Origin of the sequence: Frigidibacter sp. ROC022 (assembly GCF_024723735.1) — a bacterium.
Taxonomy (GTDB): domain Bacteria; phylum Pseudomonadota; class Alphaproteobacteria; order Rhodobacterales; family Rhodobacteraceae; genus SLM-1.
Map to the genome: position 1 here is coordinate 61,420 of NZ_JANQDU010000006.1, position 18,440 is coordinate 79,859.

Below are 18,440 nucleotides of genomic sequence, written 5' to 3' on the forward strand. Positions count from 1 at the left end.
GGCCCGAACGACAGGCAGGCCCATCATGGGGCTTGCGTAATGCCGGGCGCCCCTCTATAGGGGCGCCTTCACTGCTAGCTCCACCGGGTATCAGGGTGACCATGTCGGGCCCTCCGGTGATGTTGAAAGGACGACCGAAATGGCGAAAGCCAGCACCGAACTCAAGGACAAGACGCCGGACCAGCTCCGCGATCAGCTTGTCGCGCTGAAGAAGGAGGCTTTCAACCTCCGCTTCCAGCAGGCCACCGGCCAGCTCGAGAACACCGCCCGCATGCGCATCGTCCGCCGCGACGTTGCCCGGGTGATGACGGCCCTGAACCAAAAGGCTGCCGCTGCAGCCACGACGGCGGAGTAAGCCCATGCCCAAGCGTATCCTGCAAGGCACCGTCACCGGCGACCAGAACAACCAGACCGTCACGGTCGCGGTCGAGCGTCGCTACAAGCATCCGCTGCTGCACAAGACGGTTCGCGCGACCAAGAAGTACCGGGCGCATGACGAGACCAACAGCTTCAAGATCGGTGACAAGGTTCGCATTGAAGAATGCGCGCCGGTCTCGAAAACCAAACGCTGGAGGGTCGTGACCGAAGCTTCGGCTTAAGTCATACCCTTCGGTTTGATCGAAACCCTGGAGTCAATGACCCGGAAGGGCGGCTCTACAGGTCGGGAGAAACCAAATGATCCAGATGCAGACGAATCTGGATGTCGCTGACAACTCCGGCGCACGCCGGGTGCAGTGCATCAAGGTTCTCGGCGGGTCGCACCGCCGCTATGCCTCGGTCGGTGACATCATCGTCGTTTCGGTGAAGGAAGCCATTCCGCGCGGTCGCGTGAAGAAGGGGGACGTCCGCAAGGCCGTCGTCGTTCGCACCGCCAAGGAAGTGCGCCGCGAGGACGGCACGGCGATCCGCTTTGACCGCAACGCCGCCGTCATCATCAACAACAACATGGAGCCGATCGGCACCCGTATCTTCGGGCCGGTGGTGCGCGAGCTTCGCGCCAAGAACTTCATGAAAATCATCAGCCTTGCGCCGGAGGTGCTCTGATGGCCGCGAAACTGAAACGAGGCGACAAGGTCATCGTCCTGACCGGCAAGGACAAGGGCAAGACCGGGGAAATCCGGTCGGTTGACCCGAAGGCCGGCAAGGCCGTCGTCGAGGGCATCAACATCGCCATCCGCCACCGCCGCCAGACCCAGGCCACCCAGGGTGGACGCATTCCGGTGGCGATGCCGCTGGACCTGTCGAACCTGGCGATCCTGGACAGCAACAACAAGGCGACCCGCGTCGGCTTCCGCATGGAAGACGGCAAGAAGGTCCGCTTTGCCAAGACCACCGGGGAGGTGATCTGATGTTGGACCAAGCCAGCTATACCCCGCGCCTGAAGACGCTGTACCAGCAGTCGCTCCGCGCCGCGCTGAAAGAGCAGTTCGGCTACAAGAACGACATGATGATCCCGCGGCTCGACAAGATCGTGCTGAACATCGGTTGTGGCGCCGAGGCAGTGAAGGATTCGAAGAAGGCCAAGTCGGCCGTCGAGGATCTGACCATCATCGCCGGCCAGAAGGCCCTGACCACGGTCGCCAAGAAGTCGATCGCCGGTTTCCGGGTCCGGGAAATGATGCCGTTGGGCGCGAAGGTCACCCTGCGCGGCGACCGGATGTATGAATTCCTCGATCGTCTGATCACCGTGGCGCTGCCGCGGGTCCGCGACTTCCGCGGCGTGAAGGGCAATTCGTTCGACGGCCGCGGCAACTATGCCATGGGCCTGAAGGAACATATCGTGTTCCCCGAGATCAACTTCGACAAGGTCGACGAGGTCTGGGGCATGGACATCATCGTCTGCACCACCGCCAAGACGGATGCAGAAGCCAAGGCGCTGTTGAAGCTTTTCAACATGCCGTTCAACAGCTGAGCCTGGAGAGACATCAATGGCAAAGAAATCCATGGTCGAACGCGAAGTGAAGCGCCAGAAGCTGGTTGACCAGTATGCTGCCCGCCGCACTGCGCTGAAGGCGATCATCGAAGACCAATCGAAGCCGATGGAAGAGCGTTTCAAGGCGACGATGAAACTGGCGAAGCTGCCGCGCAATTCCAGCGCGGTCCGGCTGCACAACCGCTGCCAGCTCACCGGGCGTCCGCACGCCTATTACCGCAAACTCAAGGTCAGCCGGATCGCGCTGCGCGAGCTGGGCTCGCTGGGCCAGATCCCCGGCCTTGTGAAGTCGAGCTGGTAAGGAGGGCATGGTATGAACGATCCTCTCGGAGATATGCTCGCCCGGATCCGCAACTCGCAGATGCGTGGCAAGAGCCAGGTCAGGACGCCGGCTTCGAAGCTGCGCGCCTGGGTGCTGGATGTGCTGAAGGACGAAGGCTATATCCGCGGATATGAAGCGGGCACGGGCGCCGATGGGCACCCGGAACTGGTCATCGATCTGAAGTATTTCGAAGGCACCCCGGTGATCCGCGAACTCAAGCGCGTTTCGACCCCCGGTCGCCGGGTCTACATGAGCGTGCGGGACATCCCGCAGGTTCGTCAGGGCCTTGGCGTTTCCATTGTCTCGACGCCGAAAGGTGTCATGTCGGATGCAGCAGCACGGGCGGCCCATGTGGGCGGCGAAGTGCTCTGCACCGTATTCTAAGGAGGCCGGAAGCATGTCGCGTATCGGAAAGAAGCCGATCCCGCTGCCGAAAGGCGTGGAAGCCAAGATCGACGGCAAGGTTGTCGAAGTGAAGGGGCCGAAAGGCACCCGCAGCTTCACCTTCCGCGATGCCGTCACCGTCACGATGGAAGACGGCGAGATCGTGGTGAAGCCGGTCGATCTGACCAAGGAAGCTCGTCAGCAGTGGGGCATGACCCGCACCATGATCGAGAACCTGGTCATCGGCGTTTCGGAAGGCTTCAAGAAAGAGCTCGAGATCAACGGCGTCGGCTACCGGGCCCAGATGCAGGGCAATGTCCTGAAGATGGCGCTCGGCTACAGCCATGACGTGGATTTCGAGGTTCCGGCCGGGGTGACTGTCACCACGCCGAAACAGACCGAAATCGTTGTGGAAGGTATCGACCAGCAGCTTGTCGGCCAGGTCGCGGCGAACATCCGCGAATGGCGTGCTCCCGAGCCCTACAAGGGCAAGGGGATCAAGTACAAGGACGAGTATATCTTCCGCAAGGAAGGCAAGAAGAAGTAGGACCGGGAACATGGCAAATACCAAGCGAGATCTGTTCCTGAAGCGCCGTTTGCGCGTCCGGAATGCCCTGCGGAAGACCTCGAACGGACGGCTGCGGCTGTCGGTTCACCGGTCGTCCAAGAACATCAGCGCCCAGCTGATCGACGATGCGAAAGGCGTGACTGTCGCCTCGGCCTCGTCGCTGGAGAAAGACCTGGGCGTCGTCGGCAAGAACAATGTCGAGGCGGCCGCCAAGATCGGCGCGACGATCGCCGAGCGGGCGAAGAAGGCGGGCGTCGAAACCTGCTATTTCGACCGCGGCGGTTTCCTCTTTCACGGCAAGATCAAGGCTCTGGCCGAGGCTGCGCGTGAGGGTGGCCTGAAGTTCTGAGGGCGCGGTGCGTGCTCAGGCATGCACCCTGCCGACCCCGTATGGCGCGTGTACGCACGCGCCATCACGGACACTGCGGATGGTTTCGGCCATCCCGATGATCCGGGCGCCGGTGGCGCACCAAGGATCGAGATGTAACGGCGCCTGGCGCCAGAGTTGAAGGATAGCCGCATGGCTCGTGAACCGAACAGAGGCGGACGCCGCGACGACCGCCGTGATGAGAACCCGGAATTTGCCGACCGCCTTGTGGCGATCAACCGGGTGTCGAAGACCGTCAAGGGCGGCAAGCGCTTTGGCTTTGCGGCGCTGGTCGTCGTCGGCGACCAGAAGGGCCGTGTCGGCTTCGGCAAGGGCAAGGCCAAGGAAGTGCCGGAAGCGATCCGCAAGGCGACCGAGCAGGCCCGTCGCGGCCTGGTCCGGGTGCCGCTGCGCGAAGGCCGGACCCTGCACCACGACATGGAAGGCCGTCATGGCGCCGGTCGTGTGGTGATGCGGACCGCCCCGGCGGGGACCGGGATCATCGCCGGTGGTCCGATGCGTGCCGTGTTCGAGATGCTCGGCATCCAGGACATCGTCGCCAAGTCGCTGGGCTCGCAGAACCCCTACAACATGATCCGCGCCACGATGGACGGCCTGAAGCGCGAAGCCTCGCCCCGGTCGGTGGCGCAGCGTCGCGGCAAGAAGGTCGCCGACATTCTGAAACGCCCGGATGCGCCCGAAGCGGCTGAAGCCGCTGCCGACGCCGAAGCCTGAGGAGCGCCAAGATGGCCAAGAAAACCATTGTGGTGAAGCAGATCGCTTCGCCGACCCGCCGCCCGGCCGACCAGCGCGCGACGCTGGTGGGTCTGGGACTGAACAAGATGAACCGCACCCGCGAGCTGGAAGACACGCCCAGCATCCGCGGCATGGTGAACAAGATTCCCCATATGGTGAAGATCATCGAAGAGCGGGGCTGACAGGGCGCGGCAAGCCGCGGCTCGATCCCGACAGATTGAAACGCTCCGGAGAGTCCGGGGCGTTTTTTCGTTCGGCGGCCAATAGTCGCGGTGGAACGGCACGCCGCGCACGGCGGCGAATTCCGGGCCATTCCGCATGTTTCCGGGAAAGTCCCCACCCGTCAGGTTGAAGGCACCACCGCTCCCTGCCCCCGATCAGGGCGTGACCCCGAAGATATAGCCGACCCCCGCGGTGACGATCATCGCGAAGACCCCCCAGGTGACGACCCGGATCACGGCCTTGCGGATCGGCGCCGCGCCGGCCCGGGCGCCGAGGGCGCCGAGCGCGGCCAGGGCAAGGACGGTGACGATCAGGACGGTCGGGATGATCGTGTCGACCGGTGCCAGCACCGCCGCCAGCAGCGGCACCGCCGCCGCGACGCTGAAGGTCAGGCCCGAGGCCAGTGCGGCCTGGAGCGGGTTGGCGCGCTGCGTGTCCGAGAGCCCCAACTCGTCGCGGACATGCGCGGCCAGTGCATCCTTTTCCGTCAGTTCCCTTGCGACCAGCAGCGCGGTTTCGTCGCTCAGCCCCTTCTCGCGGTAGATGCCGGCCAGTTCGGCCAGTTCCTCTTCGGGGAAATCCCGCAGCGCGTCGGTCTCGCGGACGATGTCGGCGCTTTCGATGTCGGACTGCGACGAGACCGAGACATATTCCCCCGCCGCCATCGACATCGCCCCGGCGGTAAGGCCGGCGACACCGGCGATCAGCACGGCGCTATGGCTGGGTTCGGCCGCTGCGACCCCGACGATCAGCGACGAGACCGACACAACCCCGTCATTGGCCCCGAGCACCGCGGCGCGCAGCCAGTTGCTGCGGTTGATGTAATGGGGCTGACCGGGGTGGGCGGAGACGTTGGTCATCTGGTCCGTGGTCCTTTGCGTGTCGGCGGCGGCTGCGTCCGAGAGGACAGGAGAGGACGTCGCGGCGCCTTGATCTGGATCAGGCCGGCCCCGGCCGCCTTGGCCCTTGCCTGCGGCGGCCTGAACGTGTAGAGGCCAGCGGTGGCCCGGACACCGGGTCGAGAACCAATCAGCAAGCCGTGGTCGGCCGCTCCCGTCGCTGGGGGTCGCATCCGGCAAGGAGAAGCGACATGAAACTGAACGATCTCCGGGACAATCCCGGTGCGACGAAGAAACGGATGCGGGTTGGCCGCGGTCCGGGGTCCGGCAAGGGCAAGACCGCCGGGCGCGGGATCAAGGGCCAGACCTCGCGGTCGGGCGTTGCGATCAACGCCTATGAAGGCGGCCAGATGCCGCTCTACCGGCGCCTGCCGAAGCGCGGCTTCACCAAGCCGAACCGCAAGAGCTACGCGGTCATCAATCTCGACACGCTGCAGAAGTTCGTCGATGCCAAGCGGATCGATCCGAAGGTCGAGGTGACCGAGGATTCGCTGGTCGAGGCCGGCATCGTGCGCCGCAAGCTGGACGGTATCCGTCTGCTGGCGAAGGGCGAATTGAAGGTGGCGCTGAAGATCGCGCTGACCGGCGCCTCGGCGGCCGCCAAGGCTGCGGTCGAGAAGGCCGGCGGCACTTTGACGCTGACTGCAAAGACCCGCGAGACCGCGGCGGCTGAATAACGGCTTGTGGGCAGCCGCAGGGCTGCTTACATCCCGCACAGGTTTTACCTTGGCGCCGCCGACCGGAAACCGGTCTGGCGGCGCTGTCATCGAAGGGGCTCCAATGGCATCCGCCGCGGAACAGATGGCCGCCAACCTCAGCTGGGCGACGCTCGGCAAGGCGACCGAACTGAGACAGCGCATCTTCTTCACGATCGGGCTGCTGATCGTCTACCGGATCGGGACCTATATCCCGGTGCCGGGGATCGACGGCACCGCGTTGAGGGAGTTCATGGATTCGGCCTCCTCCGGACTGGGGGGCATCTTCAACATGTTCACCGGCGGGGCGATCTCCCGCATGGGGATCTTCGCGTTGGGCATCATGCCCTATATCTCGGCCTCGATCATCGTGCAGCTCATGACCAGCATGGTGCCGCAGCTCGAAGCGCTGAAGAAAGAGGGCGAACAGGGCCGCAAGAAGATCAACCAGTATACCCGCTACGGCACCGTGGTGCTGGCGCTGTTCCAGGCCTATGGCCTGGCCGCCAGCCTGGAGGCCGGCAACCTGGCGCATGATCCGGGCTTCACCTTCCGGGCGGCCTGCATCATCACCCTGCTGGGCGGCACGATGTTCCTGATGTGGCTGGGCGAGCAGATCACCGCCCGCGGCATCGGCAACGGCATCTCGCTGATCATCTTCGTCGGCATCGTCGCGGAAATCCCGCAGGCCCTGGCGCAGTTCCTGGCCTCGGGCCGGTCCGGCACCGTCAGCCCCGGCGTCATCATCGCGGTGATCTTCATCGTCATCGCCGTCATGGCCTTCGTGGTCTTCATGGAGCGGGCGCTGCGCAAGATCCACATCCAGTATCCGCGCCGCCAGGTCGGGATGAAGGTCTATGACGGGGGCACCAGCCACCTGCCGGTCAAGGTCAACCCGGCCGGCGTGATCCCGGCGATCTTCGCCTCGTCGCTGCTGCTGCTGCCGACCACGATCTCGACCTTCTCGGGCGGCGCGACCGGGCCGATCATGTCCACGATCCTGGCCTATTTCGGCCCCGGCAAGCCGCTGTATCTGCTGTTCTTCGCCAGCATGATCGTGTTCTTCACCTATTTCTACACCGCCAACGTGGCGTTCAAGTCGGAAGACGTGGCGGACAACCTGAAGAACCAGAACGGCTTCATTCCCGGCATTCGCCCCGGCGCCAAGACGGTCGATTACCTCGACTATGTCGTCGCTCGTCTGCTGGTCGTCGGGTCGGCCTATCTGGCGGCGGTCTGCCTGCTGCCGGAAATCCTGCGGTCCCAGTTCGCGATCCCGTTCTACTTCGGCGGCACCTCGGTGCTGATCGTGGTCTCGGTCACCATGGACACGATCAACCAGGTGCAGTCGCATCTTCTGGCGCACCAGTACGAGGGCCTGATCGAGAAGTCGCAGCTGCGCGGCAAGAAGCGCGGGGCAAGCAAGGGGACAGTCAGACGATGAACATCATCCTCCTCGGCCCGCCAGGGGCCGGCAAGGGCACCCAGGCGCGTCGGCTGGTCGATGAGCGGGGCATGATCCAGCTTTCGACCGGAGACATGCTGCGCGAGGCCCGGACCAGCGGCACCCCGATGGGCAAGCAGGTCGCGGCGGTGATGGATCGCGGCGAGCTGGTGACCGACGAGATCGTCATCGGGCTGATTGCCGAGAAGCTGGACGGCGACAAGGCCGGCGGCTTCATCTTCGACGGTTTCCCGCGCACCCTGAAACAGGCCGATGCCCTGGGCCAGCTGCTGGACGGCCGTGGCGAGAAGCTGGATGTCGTCATCGAGATGCAGGTGGACGACGAGGCGCTGGTGGACCGGGTCTCGGGGCGTTCGACCTGCGGGTCCTGCGGCGAGGTCTACCACGACACCACCAAGCCGATCCCGGCCGACGGCAAGTGCAGCGTCTGCGGCGGCACCGAGTTCAAGCGCCGTGCCGACGACAATGCCGAAAGCCTGAAGACGCGGCTGTTCGAATACTACAAGCAGACCTCGCCCCTGATCGGCTATTACTATGCCAAGGGCCACCTGCGGACGGTGGACGGCATGGGCGAGATCGACGCCGTGGCGGCCGAGATCAAGGCCGTGCTGGGCTGAGCGGTCAATCGGTCTTGACGGACGACCGTTAAGCCCGTACTGCAACCCATCCCGAAAGGGAATCAGTTTGCGCCGGGGTCGCACCCTGCCGCGCAAGATCATCAGACAGCCAGGCCCGTCGCGGGAAACCGCCACGGGCCGACGTTGTGAAAAAAGGTTCCGGCACTACGGAACCGCAACGAAAGGAAGAGACACGTGGCACGTATCGCCGGCGTCAATATCCCGACTGCAAAGCGGGTTCCCATCGCACTCACCTACATCACCGGCATCGGCCCGAGCAAAGCCGCAGAGATCTGTGCTGCTGTCGGCATCGACACTTCGCGCCGGGTCAACGAACTGTCCGACGCCGAAGTGCTCACGATCCGCGAGTTCATCGACGCCAACGTGACCGTCGAAGGCGACCTGCGTCGTGAGACCCAGATGAACATCAAGCGTCTGATGGATCTTGGCTGCTACCGTGGCCTGCGCCACCGCCGCAACCTGCCGGTCCGTGGCCAGCGCACCCATACCAACGCACGCACCCGCAAAGGCCCCGCAAAGGCCATTGCCGGCAAGAAGAAATAGGGGGGCGCGAGAATGGCACGCGAAAAAACCCGCACGAAGCGCAAAGAGCGCAAGAACATCGCCGCTGGTGTGGCGCATGTGAACTCGTCCTTCAACAACACCAAGATCCTGATCTCGGACGTTCAGGGCAATGCGATTGCCTGGTCGTCGGCCGGGACCATGGGCTTCAAGGGATCGCGGAAATCGACCCCCTACGCCGCGCAGATGGCCGCCGAGGACGCGGGCAAGAAGGCGCAGGAGCATGGTGTGAAAACCATCGAAGTCGAAGTGCAGGGCCCGGGGTCCGGCCGCGAATCGGCGCTGCGCGCGCTGGCGGCCGTCGGGTTCAACATCACTTCGATCCGTGATGTGACGCCGATTGCCCACAACGGCTGCCGCCCGCCGAAGCGTCGCCGGGTCTGAGCTTTACCGGTTGCACCCGGGGCGCACATGGTTGCGGCCCGGGATCGTTATTTTGACCCTCGGGGGTTTCCACGCCAACGGACATGGGCGCGGAAACAGGAATGGAGGCAAGTCGCATGATCCACAAGAACTGGGCAGACCTGATCAAACCGACGCAACTGAACGTCAAGCCGGGCAACGAGCCGGGACGTCAGGCGACGGTCATTGCCGAACCGCTGGAGCGCGGATTCGGCCTGACGCTGGGCAACGCCCTGCGTCGCGTGCTGATGTCGTCGCTTCAGGGCGCCGCGATCACCAGCGTGCAGATCGACAACGTGCTGCATGAATTTTCGTCCGTTGCGGGCGTCCGCGAGGATGTCACCGACATCGTGCTGAACCTGAAGGGCGTCTCGCTCCGCATGGATGTGGACGGACCCAAGCGGGTGTCGATCTCGGCCAAGGGGCCGGGCGTCGTGACCGCCGGGGACATCTCGGAAAGTGCCGGGGTCGAGGTTCTGAACCGCGATCACGTCATCTGCCACCTGGACGATGGTGCCGAGCTGTTCATGGAACTGACCGTGGCGACCGGCAAGGGCTATGTCTCGGCCGACAAGAACCGCCCGGAAGACGCTCCGATCGGGCTGATTCCGATCGACGCGATCTATTCGCCGGTCAAGAAGGTCAGCTATGAGGTGCAGCCCACCCGCGAGGGCCAGGTGCTGGACTACGACAAGCTGACGCTGAAGGTCGAGACCGACGGCAGCCTGACCCCGGATGACGCCGTGGCCTATGCGGCCCGCATCCTGCAGGACCAGCTGTCGATCTTCGTCAACTTCGACGAGCCGGAATCGACCCGCGAGGGCACGGCGGACGACGGGCTGGAATTCAACCCGCTGCTGCTGAAGAAGGTGGACGAGCTGGAGCTTTCGGTGCGTTCGGCCAACTGCCTGAAGAACGACAACATCGTCTATATCGGCGACCTGATCCAGAAGACCGAGGCCGAAATGCTGCGGACCCCGAACTTCGGCCGCAAATCCCTGAACGAGATCAAGGAAGTGCTGTCGGGCATGGGCCTGCACCTGGGCATGGATGTCGAGGAATGGCCGCCGGAGAACATCGAGGATCTGGCGAAGAAGTTCGAAGACCAGTTCTAGCGCTGCGTGCAAGCACGCACCCTACGGGCCGGTCCTGTGGGGTGCGTGATATCACGCATCGGACGACCGGGCATGGTGCCCCAAGGTGAGCAGGCCACGCGACAGGACCTGCCGGACAAAGCAAAACACGAAGGAATGACATCATGAATCACGGCAACGGTTACCGGAAACTCAACCGCACCCATGAACACCGCAAGGCGATGTTCGCCAACATGGCCGGCTCGGTCATCGAGCATGAGCAGATCAAGACCACGCTGCCCAAGGCCAAGGATCTGAAGCGGATCGTGGAAAAGCTGATCACGCTGGGCAAGCGCGGCGATCTGCACGCCCGTCGCCAGGCTGCGGCGCAGCTGAAGCAGGACATGCATGTCGAGAAGCTCTTCTCGGTGCTCGGTCCTCGCTACAAGGAGCGCAACGGTGGCTGCGTGCGGGTTCTGAAGGCCGGCTTCCGCTATGGCGACATGGCGCCGATGGCGATCGTCGAACTGGTGGACCGTGATCCGGAAGCCAAGGGCAAGGCCGACCGCGCCTATCTGGAAGCCCAGGAGGCCGCCGAGGGCTGATCGCCCCGGCCAGGTGCCTGACTGGCAAAGACATGAGGCCCGCGTCGATCATGACGCGGGCCTTTTCGTGTGTCGTGGTGCTAGCTTGCCCGGTGTTCCGCCGCGGCACGCGGGGCCGAGGGCGACTTCTTTTTTGCGATCGACAGCTCCAACCGCTCTTGCGCGGCCTCGCTATCGGTGTGTCCTTCCGTCAGCCCCAGCCGGGCCATGAGCGCCTGCCGATCGGCGGCGCTGAGCGCCGCGATACGGCGCCGCAGTTCGGCGTCCTGATCCATCATGCAAACCCCCATTTGCGGAACCCGAATCCGTCAATCCTGAATTGACGTCAATTCAACCACAAATTGTTTCGCCAAACCATTCAATTATTTGATTGCAACCTGCAACACCTTGTCGCGCTTGGAGGTGTTTGCCTCCACCTTAGGCAGACACGGGGCGACAGCCAGGCAATCGCCGGTTGACTCGTTCGCGGGGTTGCTGCCAGATCCCGGACGAGACGGCGACATATGTGCGGTCGGGGGATCGCAGGGAGAATGGTGCCGAGAGGCACGACAGGGGGGCAAGGGGCGTGTGGCAACCAAAACAACCGATGTATCTGGACGCGATTGATGCTGCGGACGCGGCCGGGGAACCACCGGCCGGGCGCCGGTCGATGGCGATGCTGTTCTCTGATCTGGAGCGGATGGCGCCGCTGGGCTATTCGGCCGGGCTGCATATCCGCTTCGCAGCTCCGCTGGTCTATGTGCGGACCTATCACGAGGCATGGCAGAAGCGATACGACGAGAACGCCTATGCGTTGCGCGACCCGGCGGTGTTCTGGGGTCTGGGCGTCAAGGGGGCGACCCGCTGGAGCGAGATCAAGCTGCCCGACCCGTTCAACATACTGGGTCAGGCCCGGCGCTACGGCCTGACCTACGGCATGGTCGTGTCCTTCGGGCCGATCACCTCGCGCTCGATCGTCGGCATGGCGCGGTCGGACCGGGAATTCTCGGATTCCGAGATCGACGCGGCAAAGGATATCGTGAGGCAACTACATGAGGCAGCGGAGCCGCCGACCGAACTGACCAAGGCGCAGGTTGAGGCGCTTCGGCTACTGGCGGACGGGTATCGGCACACGGCAGCGGCCGCGAAGCTGGGGATTTCGGAAAGCGCCCTGAAGGCGCGGCTGCTGGCGGCCCGAACCCGGCTTCGCGCACGGACCACCGCGCAGGCTATCCGCAAGGCACGGGAATACCGCCTGCTATGATAGCGATGCTGCAGCGCCGGCCAGCGGCCACCATGGCCTCGCCCAAGGTTTCCAAACCCGAAGCTAGAGGCTGCCATGGAAGTCACCACTCTCTCTATCACCAATCTCCACATGCATGGCGAGTTGTTCGCCAACATGCTGCGGGCCAGGCATGATACCTTCATCGTCCGCAACAACTGGCAACTGCCGCATGCCGATGGGATGGAGTTCGACCAGTATGACACGCCCGCCAGCCGCTGGGTGGCGGTGCACGAGCTGGGCCAGATCCTGGCCGGTGTCCGGCTGACGCCGACCACAGCGCGCTGCGGCATCTACAGTTACATGATCCGCGATGCCCAACGGGGGCTGCTGGACAGCATTCCCAGCAACCTCCTGTGGGACGAGGCGCCGGTTGCCGACCATATCTGGGAAAGCAGCCGGGTCTTCGTGTCGCCCTCGGTGCCGGCCAGGCTGCGGCTCAGGGTACAGATGATGCTGATCTCGGAAATGGTCATGTCGGCCCGCAAGCTGGGGGCGACCTCGCTGCTGGGGCTGATCCCCGAACATTCGCCACGCCTGGCGCGACGCTCGGGGATCGACTGTCAGCCCGCGGGGCCGGTCCTGGAGATCGAGAACGAACGGTCGGTCTGTGTCCGGATCGGACTGGCGCAAAAGATGCATTAGGGCGCCATGCCGGGGCAGGGGGCCCGGTCGCCCCTTTCCCATGCGGCCGCCCGGGCCTAGGTTCCGTCCATGGCCGATCTGTTCGACAAGACCCCCGACCCCAATGACGCCGCCCCGGCGCAGGCCGCGCCCGGCGGGCATCGTCCGCTGGCCGACCTGCTGCGCCCGAAGACCCTGGCCGAGGTGATCGGCCAGGAGGCGGTGCTGGGGCCCGAGGCGCCGCTGACCTCGATGCTGGCGGCGGGGTCGCTGTCGTCGCTGGTGCTCTGGGGGCCGCCGGGGGTGGGCAAGACCACGATCGCGCGGCTGCTGGCGGATGAGACCGACCTGCATTTCGTGCAGATTTCGGCAATCTTCTCGGGCGTGCCGGAGCTGCGCAAGGTGTTCGAGGCGGCGCAGATGCGGCGCCGGACCGGCAAGGGCACGCTGCTGTTCGTCGATGAAATCCACCGGTTCAACAAGGCCCAGCAGGACGGGTTTCTGCCGCATATGGAGGACGGGACGATCCTGCTGGTCGGGGCGACCACCGAGAATCCGTCCTTCGAACTGAACGCGGCGCTGCTCAGCCGGTCGCAAGTGATGATCCTGAACCGGCTGACGCTGGTCGATCTGGAGCGGCTGGCGCAGCGCGCGGAACAGGCCCTGGGCCGGGCCCTGCCGCTGCAGGCCGAGGCGCGCGAGGCGCTGCTGGGGATGGCGGATGGCGACGGTCGGGCGCTGTTGAACCTGATCGAACAGGTGATGGCCTGGAAGCCGGACGGCAAGCTGGACACCGAGGCGCTGACCAAACGGCTGATGCGGCGGGCGTCGAAATACGACAAGTCGGGCGAAGAGCATTACAACCTGATCTCGGCGCTGCACAAATCGGTGCGCGGCTCGGACCCCGACGCGGCGCTCTACTGGCTGGCGCGGATGCTGGAGGGCGGCGAGGACCCGCGCTTCCTGGCACGACGGATCACCCGGATGTCGGTCGAGGATATCGGGCTGGCCGACCCGCAGGCGCAGACGATCTGCCTGCATGCCTGGGAACTCTACGAACGGCTGGGCAGTCCCGAGGGGGAACTGGCCCTGGCGCAGGCGGTGGTCTATCTGGCGCTGGCTCCGAAATCGAACGCCGGTTACAGCGCCTTCAAGGAGGCGATGGCGCTGGCGAAGAAGACCGGAAGCGAGCCGCCGCCAAAGCACATCCTCAACGCGCCGACCCGGCTGATGAAGGATATCGGCTACGGCAAGGATTATGCCTATGACCACGACCAGCAGGACGGTTTCTCGGGGCAGAACTACTTCCCGGACGGGCTGAGGCGTCCGGTGCTCTACCAGCCGGTCGAACGGGGCTATGAACGCGAGTTGAAGAAGCGGATCGACTATTTTGCCGGATTGCGGGCGAAGCGGAAGGGAAGCGCCGGGTCCGGGGGCTGAGGTCGCGCTCTGCGGACCCCGCCGAACGCAACGAAACCGCACCGATCCGGCCACGCCGATTGACATTCCGTCGCCGCCGCCGGAAGAACGCCGCCATGATCCAGACCCTTGGACAAGTTGCTCTCGGCGGCGCGATCGGCGCCTCGGCCCGGTATCTGACCGCGGTGGCGGCGCTGCGCCTGTTCGGTCCGGGCTTCCCCTGGGCGACGCTGATCGTCAATGTCGTCGGTTCCTTCCTGATGGGGGTGCTGGTGGTGGCGCTCGGGCATCTGTCGGCCAACCGTTTCGCGCCGCTGCTGATGACCGGGCTGCTGGGCGGGTTCACCACGTTCTCGGCCTTCTCGCTGGATGCGGTGACGATGTGGGAGCGCGGCGACAGCGTTCCGGCTGCGGCCTATGTGCTGGCCTCGGTGATCGTCTCGCTGGCGGCGCTTCTGGCCGGCCTGACCTTTGCGAGGAGCCTGACGGCATGAGCCGGGTTCAGACCCTGACCGTGGGACCGGAGGATGGCGACCAGAGGCTCGACCGCTGGTTCCGCAAGCAGTTCCCGCATATGAGCCAGGTGCAGATCGAGAAGATGTGCCGCAAGGGCGAAATCCGGGTCGATGGCGGCAGGGTCAGGGGCGCCACCCGGATCGAGGCCGGGCAGCAGGTCCGGATTCCGCCGCTGCCGGACTATCAGCCGCCGCTGCCCGAGCGGGTCGCCCCGGCGCTGGCCAGCGACATCGAGATGATCCGGAACGCGGTGATCTATCAGGACGACTACATCATCGCGATCAACAAGCCTCCCGGCCTGCCCAGCCAGGGCGGTTCGGGCCAGGGCGAGCGGCATGTGGACGGTCTGGCCGCGCATCTGAAATTCGGCAAGCCCGAGAAGCCCTCGCTGATCCACCGGCTCGACAAGGACACCTCGGGGGTGCTGCTGCTGGGCCGGACCGCCTCGATGACGCGCAAGCTGAACGAGATGTTTCGTGACCGCTCGATGCGCAAGATCTACTGGGCGGCGGTGGCGGGGGTTCCAAAACCGGCGATGGGCACGATTCGCTATGGTCTCGTGAAGGGCGGGCACCCGCGCGACGAGAAGATGAGGGCGATCCATCCGGCCAAGATCGACAAGACCGAGGGCGCCAAGCGGGCGACGACCGATTACGCGGTGCTCGACAAGCTGGGCACCCGGGCCAGCTGGGTGGCCATGGTGCCGATGACCGGGCGGACCCACCAGTTGCGGGTCCATATGGCCGAACTCGGGCATCCGATCATCGGTGACGGAAAATACGGCGGCACCAGCCAGGAGAACCTCGGAGATGGCTGGGGCGCGGGCATGGGCGGCGAGATCAGCCGCAAGCTGCATCTTCACGCGCGGAGCCTGAGCTTCAAGCACCCGATGACCGGGGCGCAGGTCCGGATCACGGCCGAGTTGCCCGAGCATATGGCGCGGACCTGGAAGACGCTGGGCTGGTCGAAGTTCGATGTGCCCGTCGATCCGTTCGAGGACCAGTGATGAGCTTTCTGGCGGTTTTCGATGTCGATGGCACCCTGGTCGACAGCCAGCACCATATCGGCGCCGCGATGGATCACGCCCATGACGCGGCCGGGCTGGAACGCCTGCCGCATGCGAGGGTGCTGGAGATCGTCGGCCTGTCGCTGCCGGAAGCCTTCGCGCATCTGCACCCGAATCTGGACGAATCGAGCCGGGCGGCCCTGGTCGCGGGCTACAAGGATGCCTTCAGCGCGGTCCGAACCCGGATGGGCGAGGCCGGAGCGCCGCTCTATCCCGGCGTGGCCGAGGGGCTGGAGCGCCTGGGCGCGATGCCGGACCTGCTGATCGGCGCCGCCACCGGAAAATCGCGGCGCGGACTCGATTCGGTCTTCGACACCCATGACCTGCGACGCCATTTCGTCACCGCGCAATGCGCCGACGACCACCCGTCAAAACCGCATCCGGGCATGCTGCTGGCGGCGCTGGCCGAAACCGGGTCCGAGGCGGACAGGGCGGCGATGATCGGCGATACGGAATTCGACATTGCCATGGGCCGGGCCGCCGGGATGGCGACCATCGGCGTGACCTGGGGCTATCATGGGGCGGACCGGCTGCAGGCGGCGGGGGCGGACCACCTGGCCGAGGATTTCGCCGGGCTCGAGGCGCTGATCCTGGAGCTGGCGCAATGACCGGGACGCTGCCGAAACGGTTCTGGACCCAGGCGCAGGCGGTGCCGGAGGCGCAGGGCTTTGCCGTGCATCTCGACAGCCGCCCGGTGCGCACCCCTTCCAAGGCGCCGCTGATTCTGCCGAACCTTCCGCTGGCCGAGGCGGTGGCCGCCGAATGGCAGGCGCAGGGCGAACGGCTCGACCCCGCGACCATGCCGCATACCCGCACCGCCAATACGGCGCTGGACAAGGTGGCCGCCTCGCTGGACGAGGTGGTCCGGATCGTGGCGGACTACGGCGGCAGCGATCTGCTGTGCTACCGCGCCAGCCATCCGCAGGAACTGGTCGATGCCCAGAGCGCCTGGGATGCGCCGCTGGACTGGGCCGCCGAGACGCTGGGCGCCCGGTTGCGGGTCACCGCCGGGGTGATGCCGGTGGCGCAGGACCCGGAGGCGCTGGCCCGGCTGGACGCCGAAGTGGCGCGGCTGAGCGTCTTCGAACTGACGGCGTTCCACGATCTGGTGGCGCTGTCCGGCTCGCTGATTCTGGGGTTGTCGGTGGCGGGCGCGGTGCTCGACCCCGAGCAGGCCTGGCGCCTGTCGCGGGTCGATGAAGAGTTCCAGGCCCGGCTCTGGGGCAGCGATGCCGAGGCCGAAGCGGCGGCCGAGTCCCGGCGGCAGGCCTTCCATGACGCCGCGGAGTTCCTGAGACTCTGCCGTCTCTGAGCGAAAGCCCGTCCGGGGCCGGGCGTTCCGGCGCCGTCGGCTTGAGGCTCTGCCAGCGTAACTCAGTGATATTCCTTATGTCGCCCTTGACCTGCGGTGATGATTGCGACCAAACTCGGCCCACTTGAGAGGGATAAACCCCAAGAGTATCGCCCCCGGCCGGACAGGGCCGGAATAAACGTGCCTGCCTGCAGGCGGAAAAATCAGGAAGAGGTAAAAATGAAGAAGACCGTATTTCTTGGCGCGCTAACCGCCGCCGGTCTGACGGCCGCTGCAGCATCGGCAGCAACGCTGGATGACGTCAAGGCCCGCGGGAAACTGATCTGCGGTGTGAACACCGGCCTGACCGGTTTTGCCGCTCCGGATGCCAATGGCGTCTGGCACGGTTTCGACATTGCGATCTGCCGCGCCGTGGCCGCCGCGATCTTCTCGGATCCGGATGCCGTCGAATTCACGCCCACCACCGGTCAGACCCGCTTTACCGCGCTGGCCTCGGGCGAAGTCGACATGCTGGCCCGGAACTCGACCATGACCTTCTCGCGCGATACCGATCTCAAGCTCGATTTCGTCGCGATCAACTATTATGACGGTCAGGGCTTCATGGCGCCGAAGTCGCTGGGCGTGACCTCGGCGAAGGAACTGGACGGCGCCACTGTCTGCATCCAGACCGGCACCACGACCGAGTTGAACCTGGCCGACTTCTTCCGGGTCAACAACATCAGCTACGAGCCGGTTCCGGTCGAGAATGACGCCATGGCGGCCCAGCAGTATCTGGCCGGCGCCTGCGACGTGTTCACCACCGACGCGTCCGGCCTGGCCGCGACCCGCGCCACCTTCGAGAACCCGGGCGATCACGTGATCCTGCCCGAGATCATCTCGAAAGAGCCGCTCGGGCCGGCGGTGCGCCACGGCGACAACGCCTGGGGCGATATCGTCCGCTGGACCTACTATGCGCTGGTTGCCGCGGAAGAGCTGGGCGTGACCTCGGCCAATATCGACGAGATGGCCAAGGCGCCGACCAACAACCCCGAGATCAACCGTCTGCTGGGGACCGAAGGCGAATATGGCGCGATGATCGGCCTCAGCAAGGACTGGGCCTATCAGGCGATCAAGGCCGGCGGCAACTATGGTGAGATCTTCGAGAAGAACATCGGCGAGAACACCCCGATCGGTCTGGCGCGCGGCCTAAACGCGCAATGGAAGGATGGCGGCCTGCAGTATGCACCGCCGTTCCGGTAAGACCTGAACCGAGGCAGGGCGCGGGATTTCCCGCGCCCTTCTTCCATCTGCCGAACGGTTCACCCGGCCGGCGACATGCGCGAACAAGACGGACAGACGACCAACACCGGGCT

28 protein-coding genes are annotated in these 18,440 nt (G+C 65.1%); 26 read left to right on the forward strand and 2 right to left on the reverse strand.

Going from position 1 to position 18,440, the window contains the following annotated elements; genetic code table 11:
• Positions 1-139: 139 nt before the first annotated feature.
• The 11 genes from rpmC (at position 140) to rpmD (ending at position 4,512) form a co-directional block, all read left to right on the forward strand.
• Positions 140-355 carry a 50S ribosomal protein L29 gene (gene rpmC / locus NUW50_RS19810; protein ID WP_258290913.1) on the forward strand — a complete coding sequence of 72 codons (216 nt, stop codon included), beginning with the start codon at positions 140-142 and terminating at the stop codon, positions 353-355.
• A gap of 4 nt (positions 356-359) precedes the next feature.
• A complete protein-coding gene (gene rpsQ, locus NUW50_RS19815; RefSeq protein ID WP_258290914.1) occupies positions 360-599 on the forward strand; it encodes a 30S ribosomal protein S17 in 240 nt (79 codons plus the stop codon).
• Positions 600-675: 76 nt separating this feature from the next.
• Positions 676-1,044 carry a 50S ribosomal protein L14 gene (gene rplN, locus NUW50_RS19820; RefSeq protein WP_258290915.1) on the forward strand — a complete coding sequence of 123 codons (369 nt, stop codon included), beginning with the start codon at positions 676-678 and terminating at the stop codon, positions 1,042-1,044.
• Entirely contained in the window at positions 1,044-1,349 is a 306-nt protein-coding gene (gene rplX / locus NUW50_RS19825; RefSeq protein ID WP_258290916.1) for a 50S ribosomal protein L24, read from the forward strand. The genes rplN and rplX overlap by 1 nt, the downstream gene beginning before the upstream one ends.
• A complete protein-coding gene (gene rplE, locus NUW50_RS19830) occupies positions 1,349-1,912 on the forward strand; it encodes a 50S ribosomal protein L5 (RefSeq protein WP_258290917.1) in 564 nt (187 codons plus the stop codon). Before rplX ends, rplE begins: the two co-directional genes overlap by 1 nt.
• Before the next feature lie 16 nt (positions 1,913-1,928).
• Positions 1,929-2,234 (forward strand): 30S ribosomal protein S14, encoded by a 306-nt coding sequence (gene rpsN / locus NUW50_RS19835; protein ID WP_258290918.1) that lies wholly within the window; start codon positions 1,929-1,931, stop codon positions 2,232-2,234.
• A gap of 12 nt (positions 2,235-2,246) precedes the next feature.
• Positions 2,247-2,639, forward strand: coding sequence for a 30S ribosomal protein S8 (gene rpsH, locus NUW50_RS19840; RefSeq protein WP_258290919.1), 393 nt, complete (start codon positions 2,247-2,249; stop codon positions 2,637-2,639).
• A 13-nt stretch (positions 2,640-2,652) separates the two neighbouring features.
• Positions 2,653-3,186: a 50S ribosomal protein L6 gene (gene rplF / locus NUW50_RS19845; RefSeq protein ID WP_258290920.1), complete on the forward strand. Its 534-nt coding sequence runs from the start codon at positions 2,653-2,655 to the stop codon at positions 3,184-3,186.
• Between the two features lie 10 nt (positions 3,187-3,196).
• Positions 3,197-3,556 (forward strand): 50S ribosomal protein L18, encoded by a 360-nt coding sequence (gene rplR, locus NUW50_RS19850; RefSeq protein WP_258290921.1) that lies wholly within the window; start codon positions 3,197-3,199, stop codon positions 3,554-3,556.
• A gap of 171 nt (positions 3,557-3,727) precedes the next feature.
• Positions 3,728-4,309: a 30S ribosomal protein S5 gene (rpsE, locus tag NUW50_RS19855; protein WP_258290922.1), complete on the forward strand. Its 582-nt coding sequence runs from the start codon at positions 3,728-3,730 to the stop codon at positions 4,307-4,309.
• Between the two features lie 11 nt (positions 4,310-4,320).
• A complete protein-coding gene (gene rpmD, locus NUW50_RS19860; protein ID WP_258290923.1) occupies positions 4,321-4,512 on the forward strand; it encodes a 50S ribosomal protein L30 in 192 nt (63 codons plus the stop codon).
• A gap of 195 nt (positions 4,513-4,707) precedes the next feature.
• Here the strand turns inward: rpmD and NUW50_RS19865 are convergent, their stop codons facing one another.
• The gene (locus NUW50_RS19865; protein WP_258290924.1) at positions 4,708-5,412 is read right to left on the reverse strand and encodes a VIT1/CCC1 transporter family protein; all 705 of its coding nucleotides are present in this window, start codon (positions 5,410-5,412) and stop codon (positions 4,708-4,710) included.
• Positions 5,413-5,642: 230 nt separating this feature from the next.
• Here NUW50_RS19865 and rplO point away from each other — a divergent pair, with 230 nt between their 5' ends.
• The 7 genes from rplO to rplQ all read left to right on the forward strand — a co-directional run bounded on the left by rplO (position 5,643) and on the right by rplQ (position 10,890).
• On the forward strand, positions 5,643-6,128 hold the full coding sequence (rplO, locus tag NUW50_RS19870; protein ID WP_258290925.1) for a 50S ribosomal protein L15: 486 nt from the start codon (positions 5,643-5,645) through the stop codon (positions 6,126-6,128).
• A 103-nt stretch (positions 6,129-6,231) separates the two neighbouring features.
• Entirely contained in the window at positions 6,232-7,590 is a 1,359-nt protein-coding gene (gene secY / locus NUW50_RS19875; RefSeq protein WP_258290926.1) for a preprotein translocase subunit SecY, read from the forward strand.
• The gene (locus NUW50_RS19880) at positions 7,587-8,228 is read left to right on the forward strand and encodes an adenylate kinase (protein ID WP_258290927.1); all 642 of its coding nucleotides are present in this window, start codon (positions 7,587-7,589) and stop codon (positions 8,226-8,228) included. The genes secY and NUW50_RS19880 overlap by 4 nt, the downstream gene beginning before the upstream one ends.
• A 195-nt stretch (positions 8,229-8,423) precedes the next feature.
• Positions 8,424-8,792: a 30S ribosomal protein S13 gene (gene rpsM, locus NUW50_RS19885; RefSeq protein ID WP_258290928.1), complete on the forward strand. Its 369-nt coding sequence runs from the start codon at positions 8,424-8,426 to the stop codon at positions 8,790-8,792.
• A gap of 12 nt (positions 8,793-8,804) precedes the next feature.
• Positions 8,805-9,194: a 30S ribosomal protein S11 gene (rpsK, locus tag NUW50_RS19890; RefSeq protein ID WP_258290929.1), complete on the forward strand. Its 390-nt coding sequence runs from the start codon at positions 8,805-8,807 to the stop codon at positions 9,192-9,194.
• Positions 9,195-9,310: 116 nt separating this feature from the next.
• Positions 9,311-10,327, forward strand: coding sequence for a DNA-directed RNA polymerase subunit alpha (locus NUW50_RS19895; protein ID WP_258290930.1), 1,017 nt, complete (start codon positions 9,311-9,313; stop codon positions 10,325-10,327).
• A 143-nt stretch (positions 10,328-10,470) separates the two neighbouring features.
• Positions 10,471-10,890, forward strand: a complete 420-nt coding sequence (gene rplQ / locus NUW50_RS19900; protein WP_258290931.1) for a 50S ribosomal protein L17 — start codon at positions 10,471-10,473, stop codon at positions 10,888-10,890.
• Between the two features lie 80 nt (positions 10,891-10,970).
• Here the strand turns inward: rplQ and NUW50_RS19905 are convergent, their stop codons facing one another.
• Entirely contained in the window at positions 10,971-11,168 is a 198-nt protein-coding gene (locus NUW50_RS19905) for a hypothetical protein (protein ID WP_258290932.1), read from the reverse strand.
• Positions 11,169-11,539: 371 nt separating this feature from the next.
• Here NUW50_RS19905 and NUW50_RS19910 point away from each other — a divergent pair, with 371 nt between their 5' ends.
• The 8 genes from NUW50_RS19910 (at position 11,540) to NUW50_RS19945 (ending at position 18,327) form a co-directional block, all read left to right on the forward strand.
• The gene (locus tag NUW50_RS19910) at positions 11,540-12,133 is read left to right on the forward strand and encodes an autoinducer binding domain-containing protein (protein ID WP_258290933.1); all 594 of its coding nucleotides are present in this window, start codon (positions 11,540-11,542) and stop codon (positions 12,131-12,133) included.
• Positions 12,134-12,208: 75 nt separating this feature from the next.
• Positions 12,209-12,796 (forward strand): acyl-homoserine-lactone synthase, encoded by a 588-nt coding sequence (locus NUW50_RS19915; protein WP_258290934.1) that lies wholly within the window; start codon positions 12,209-12,211, stop codon positions 12,794-12,796.
• Positions 12,797-12,865: 69 nt separating this feature from the next.
• Positions 12,866-14,215 carry a replication-associated recombination protein A gene (locus NUW50_RS19920; RefSeq protein WP_258290935.1) on the forward strand — a complete coding sequence of 450 codons (1,350 nt, stop codon included), beginning with the start codon at positions 12,866-12,868 and terminating at the stop codon, positions 14,213-14,215.
• Positions 14,216-14,310: 95 nt separating this feature from the next.
• On the forward strand, positions 14,311-14,688 hold the full coding sequence (gene crcB, locus NUW50_RS19925) for a fluoride efflux transporter CrcB (RefSeq protein WP_258290936.1): 378 nt from the start codon (positions 14,311-14,313) through the stop codon (positions 14,686-14,688).
• Positions 14,685-15,716 (forward strand): RluA family pseudouridine synthase, encoded by a 1,032-nt coding sequence (locus NUW50_RS19930; RefSeq protein ID WP_258290937.1) that lies wholly within the window; start codon positions 14,685-14,687, stop codon positions 15,714-15,716. The genes crcB and NUW50_RS19930 overlap by 4 nt, the downstream gene beginning before the upstream one ends.
• Positions 15,716-16,384, forward strand: a complete 669-nt coding sequence (locus NUW50_RS19935; protein ID WP_258290938.1) for an HAD-IA family hydrolase — start codon at positions 15,716-15,718, stop codon at positions 16,382-16,384. Before NUW50_RS19930 ends, NUW50_RS19935 begins: the two co-directional genes overlap by 1 nt.
• Entirely contained in the window at positions 16,381-17,088 is a 708-nt protein-coding gene (locus NUW50_RS19940; protein WP_258290939.1) for an ATP12 family chaperone protein, read from the forward strand. Before NUW50_RS19935 ends, NUW50_RS19940 begins: the two co-directional genes overlap by 4 nt.
• 219 nt (positions 17,089-17,307) lie before the next feature.
• A complete protein-coding gene (locus NUW50_RS19945; RefSeq protein WP_258290940.1) occupies positions 17,308-18,327 on the forward strand; it encodes an amino acid ABC transporter substrate-binding protein in 1,020 nt (339 codons plus the stop codon).
• Positions 18,328-18,440 lie beyond the last annotated feature (113 nt).

Bases quoted from the DNA above. Each gene is read 5' to 3' on its own strand.
- rpmC (WP_258290913.1), top strand. From the start codon at position 140: ATGGCGAAAGCCAGCACCGAACTCAAGGACAAGACGCCGGACCAGCTC.
- rpsQ (WP_258290914.1), top strand. From the start codon at position 360: ATGCCCAAGCGTATCCTGCAAGGCACCGTCACCGGCGACCAGAACAAC.
- rplN (WP_258290915.1), top strand. From the start codon at position 676: ATGATCCAGATGCAGACGAATCTGGATGTCGCTGACAACTCCGGCGCA.
- rplX (WP_258290916.1), top strand. From the start codon at position 1,044: ATGGCCGCGAAACTGAAACGAGGCGACAAGGTCATCGTCCTGACCGGC.
- rplE (WP_258290917.1), top strand. From the start codon at position 1,349: ATGTTGGACCAAGCCAGCTATACCCCGCGCCTGAAGACGCTGTACCAG.
- rpsN (WP_258290918.1), top strand. From the start codon at position 1,929: ATGGCAAAGAAATCCATGGTCGAACGCGAAGTGAAGCGCCAGAAGCTG.
- rpsH (WP_258290919.1), top strand. From the start codon at position 2,247: ATGAACGATCCTCTCGGAGATATGCTCGCCCGGATCCGCAACTCGCAG.
- rplF (WP_258290920.1), top strand. From the start codon at position 2,653: ATGTCGCGTATCGGAAAGAAGCCGATCCCGCTGCCGAAAGGCGTGGAA.
- rplR (WP_258290921.1), top strand. From the start codon at position 3,197: ATGGCAAATACCAAGCGAGATCTGTTCCTGAAGCGCCGTTTGCGCGTC.
- rpsE (WP_258290922.1), top strand. From the start codon at position 3,728: ATGGCTCGTGAACCGAACAGAGGCGGACGCCGCGACGACCGCCGTGAT.
- rpmD (WP_258290923.1), top strand. From the start codon at position 4,321: ATGGCCAAGAAAACCATTGTGGTGAAGCAGATCGCTTCGCCGACCCGC.
- NUW50_RS19865 (WP_258290924.1), bottom strand. From the start codon at position 5,412: ATGACCAACGTCTCCGCCCACCCCGGTCAGCCCCATTACATCAACCGC.
- rplO (WP_258290925.1), top strand. From the start codon at position 5,643: ATGAAACTGAACGATCTCCGGGACAATCCCGGTGCGACGAAGAAACGG.
- secY (WP_258290926.1), top strand. From the start codon at position 6,232: ATGGCATCCGCCGCGGAACAGATGGCCGCCAACCTCAGCTGGGCGACG.
- NUW50_RS19880 (WP_258290927.1), top strand. From the start codon at position 7,587: ATGAACATCATCCTCCTCGGCCCGCCAGGGGCCGGCAAGGGCACCCAG.
- rpsK (WP_258290929.1), top strand. From the start codon at position 8,805: ATGGCACGCGAAAAAACCCGCACGAAGCGCAAAGAGCGCAAGAACATC.
- NUW50_RS19895 (WP_258290930.1), top strand. From the start codon at position 9,311: ATGATCCACAAGAACTGGGCAGACCTGATCAAACCGACGCAACTGAAC.
- rplQ (WP_258290931.1), top strand. From the start codon at position 10,471: ATGAATCACGGCAACGGTTACCGGAAACTCAACCGCACCCATGAACAC.
- NUW50_RS19905 (WP_258290932.1), bottom strand. From the start codon at position 11,168: ATGATGGATCAGGACGCCGAACTGCGGCGCCGTATCGCGGCGCTCAGC.
- NUW50_RS19910 (WP_258290933.1), top strand. From the start codon at position 11,540: ATGGCGATGCTGTTCTCTGATCTGGAGCGGATGGCGCCGCTGGGCTAT.
- NUW50_RS19915 (WP_258290934.1), top strand. From the start codon at position 12,209: ATGGAAGTCACCACTCTCTCTATCACCAATCTCCACATGCATGGCGAG.
- NUW50_RS19920 (WP_258290935.1), top strand. From the start codon at position 12,866: ATGGCCGATCTGTTCGACAAGACCCCCGACCCCAATGACGCCGCCCCG.
- crcB (WP_258290936.1), top strand. From the start codon at position 14,311: ATGATCCAGACCCTTGGACAAGTTGCTCTCGGCGGCGCGATCGGCGCC.
- NUW50_RS19930 (WP_258290937.1), top strand. From the start codon at position 14,685: ATGAGCCGGGTTCAGACCCTGACCGTGGGACCGGAGGATGGCGACCAG.
- NUW50_RS19935 (WP_258290938.1), top strand. From the start codon at position 15,716: ATGAGCTTTCTGGCGGTTTTCGATGTCGATGGCACCCTGGTCGACAGC.
- NUW50_RS19940 (WP_258290939.1), top strand. From the start codon at position 16,381: ATGACCGGGACGCTGCCGAAACGGTTCTGGACCCAGGCGCAGGCGGTG.
- NUW50_RS19945 (WP_258290940.1), top strand. From the start codon at position 17,308: ATGAAGAAGACCGTATTTCTTGGCGCGCTAACCGCCGCCGGTCTGACG.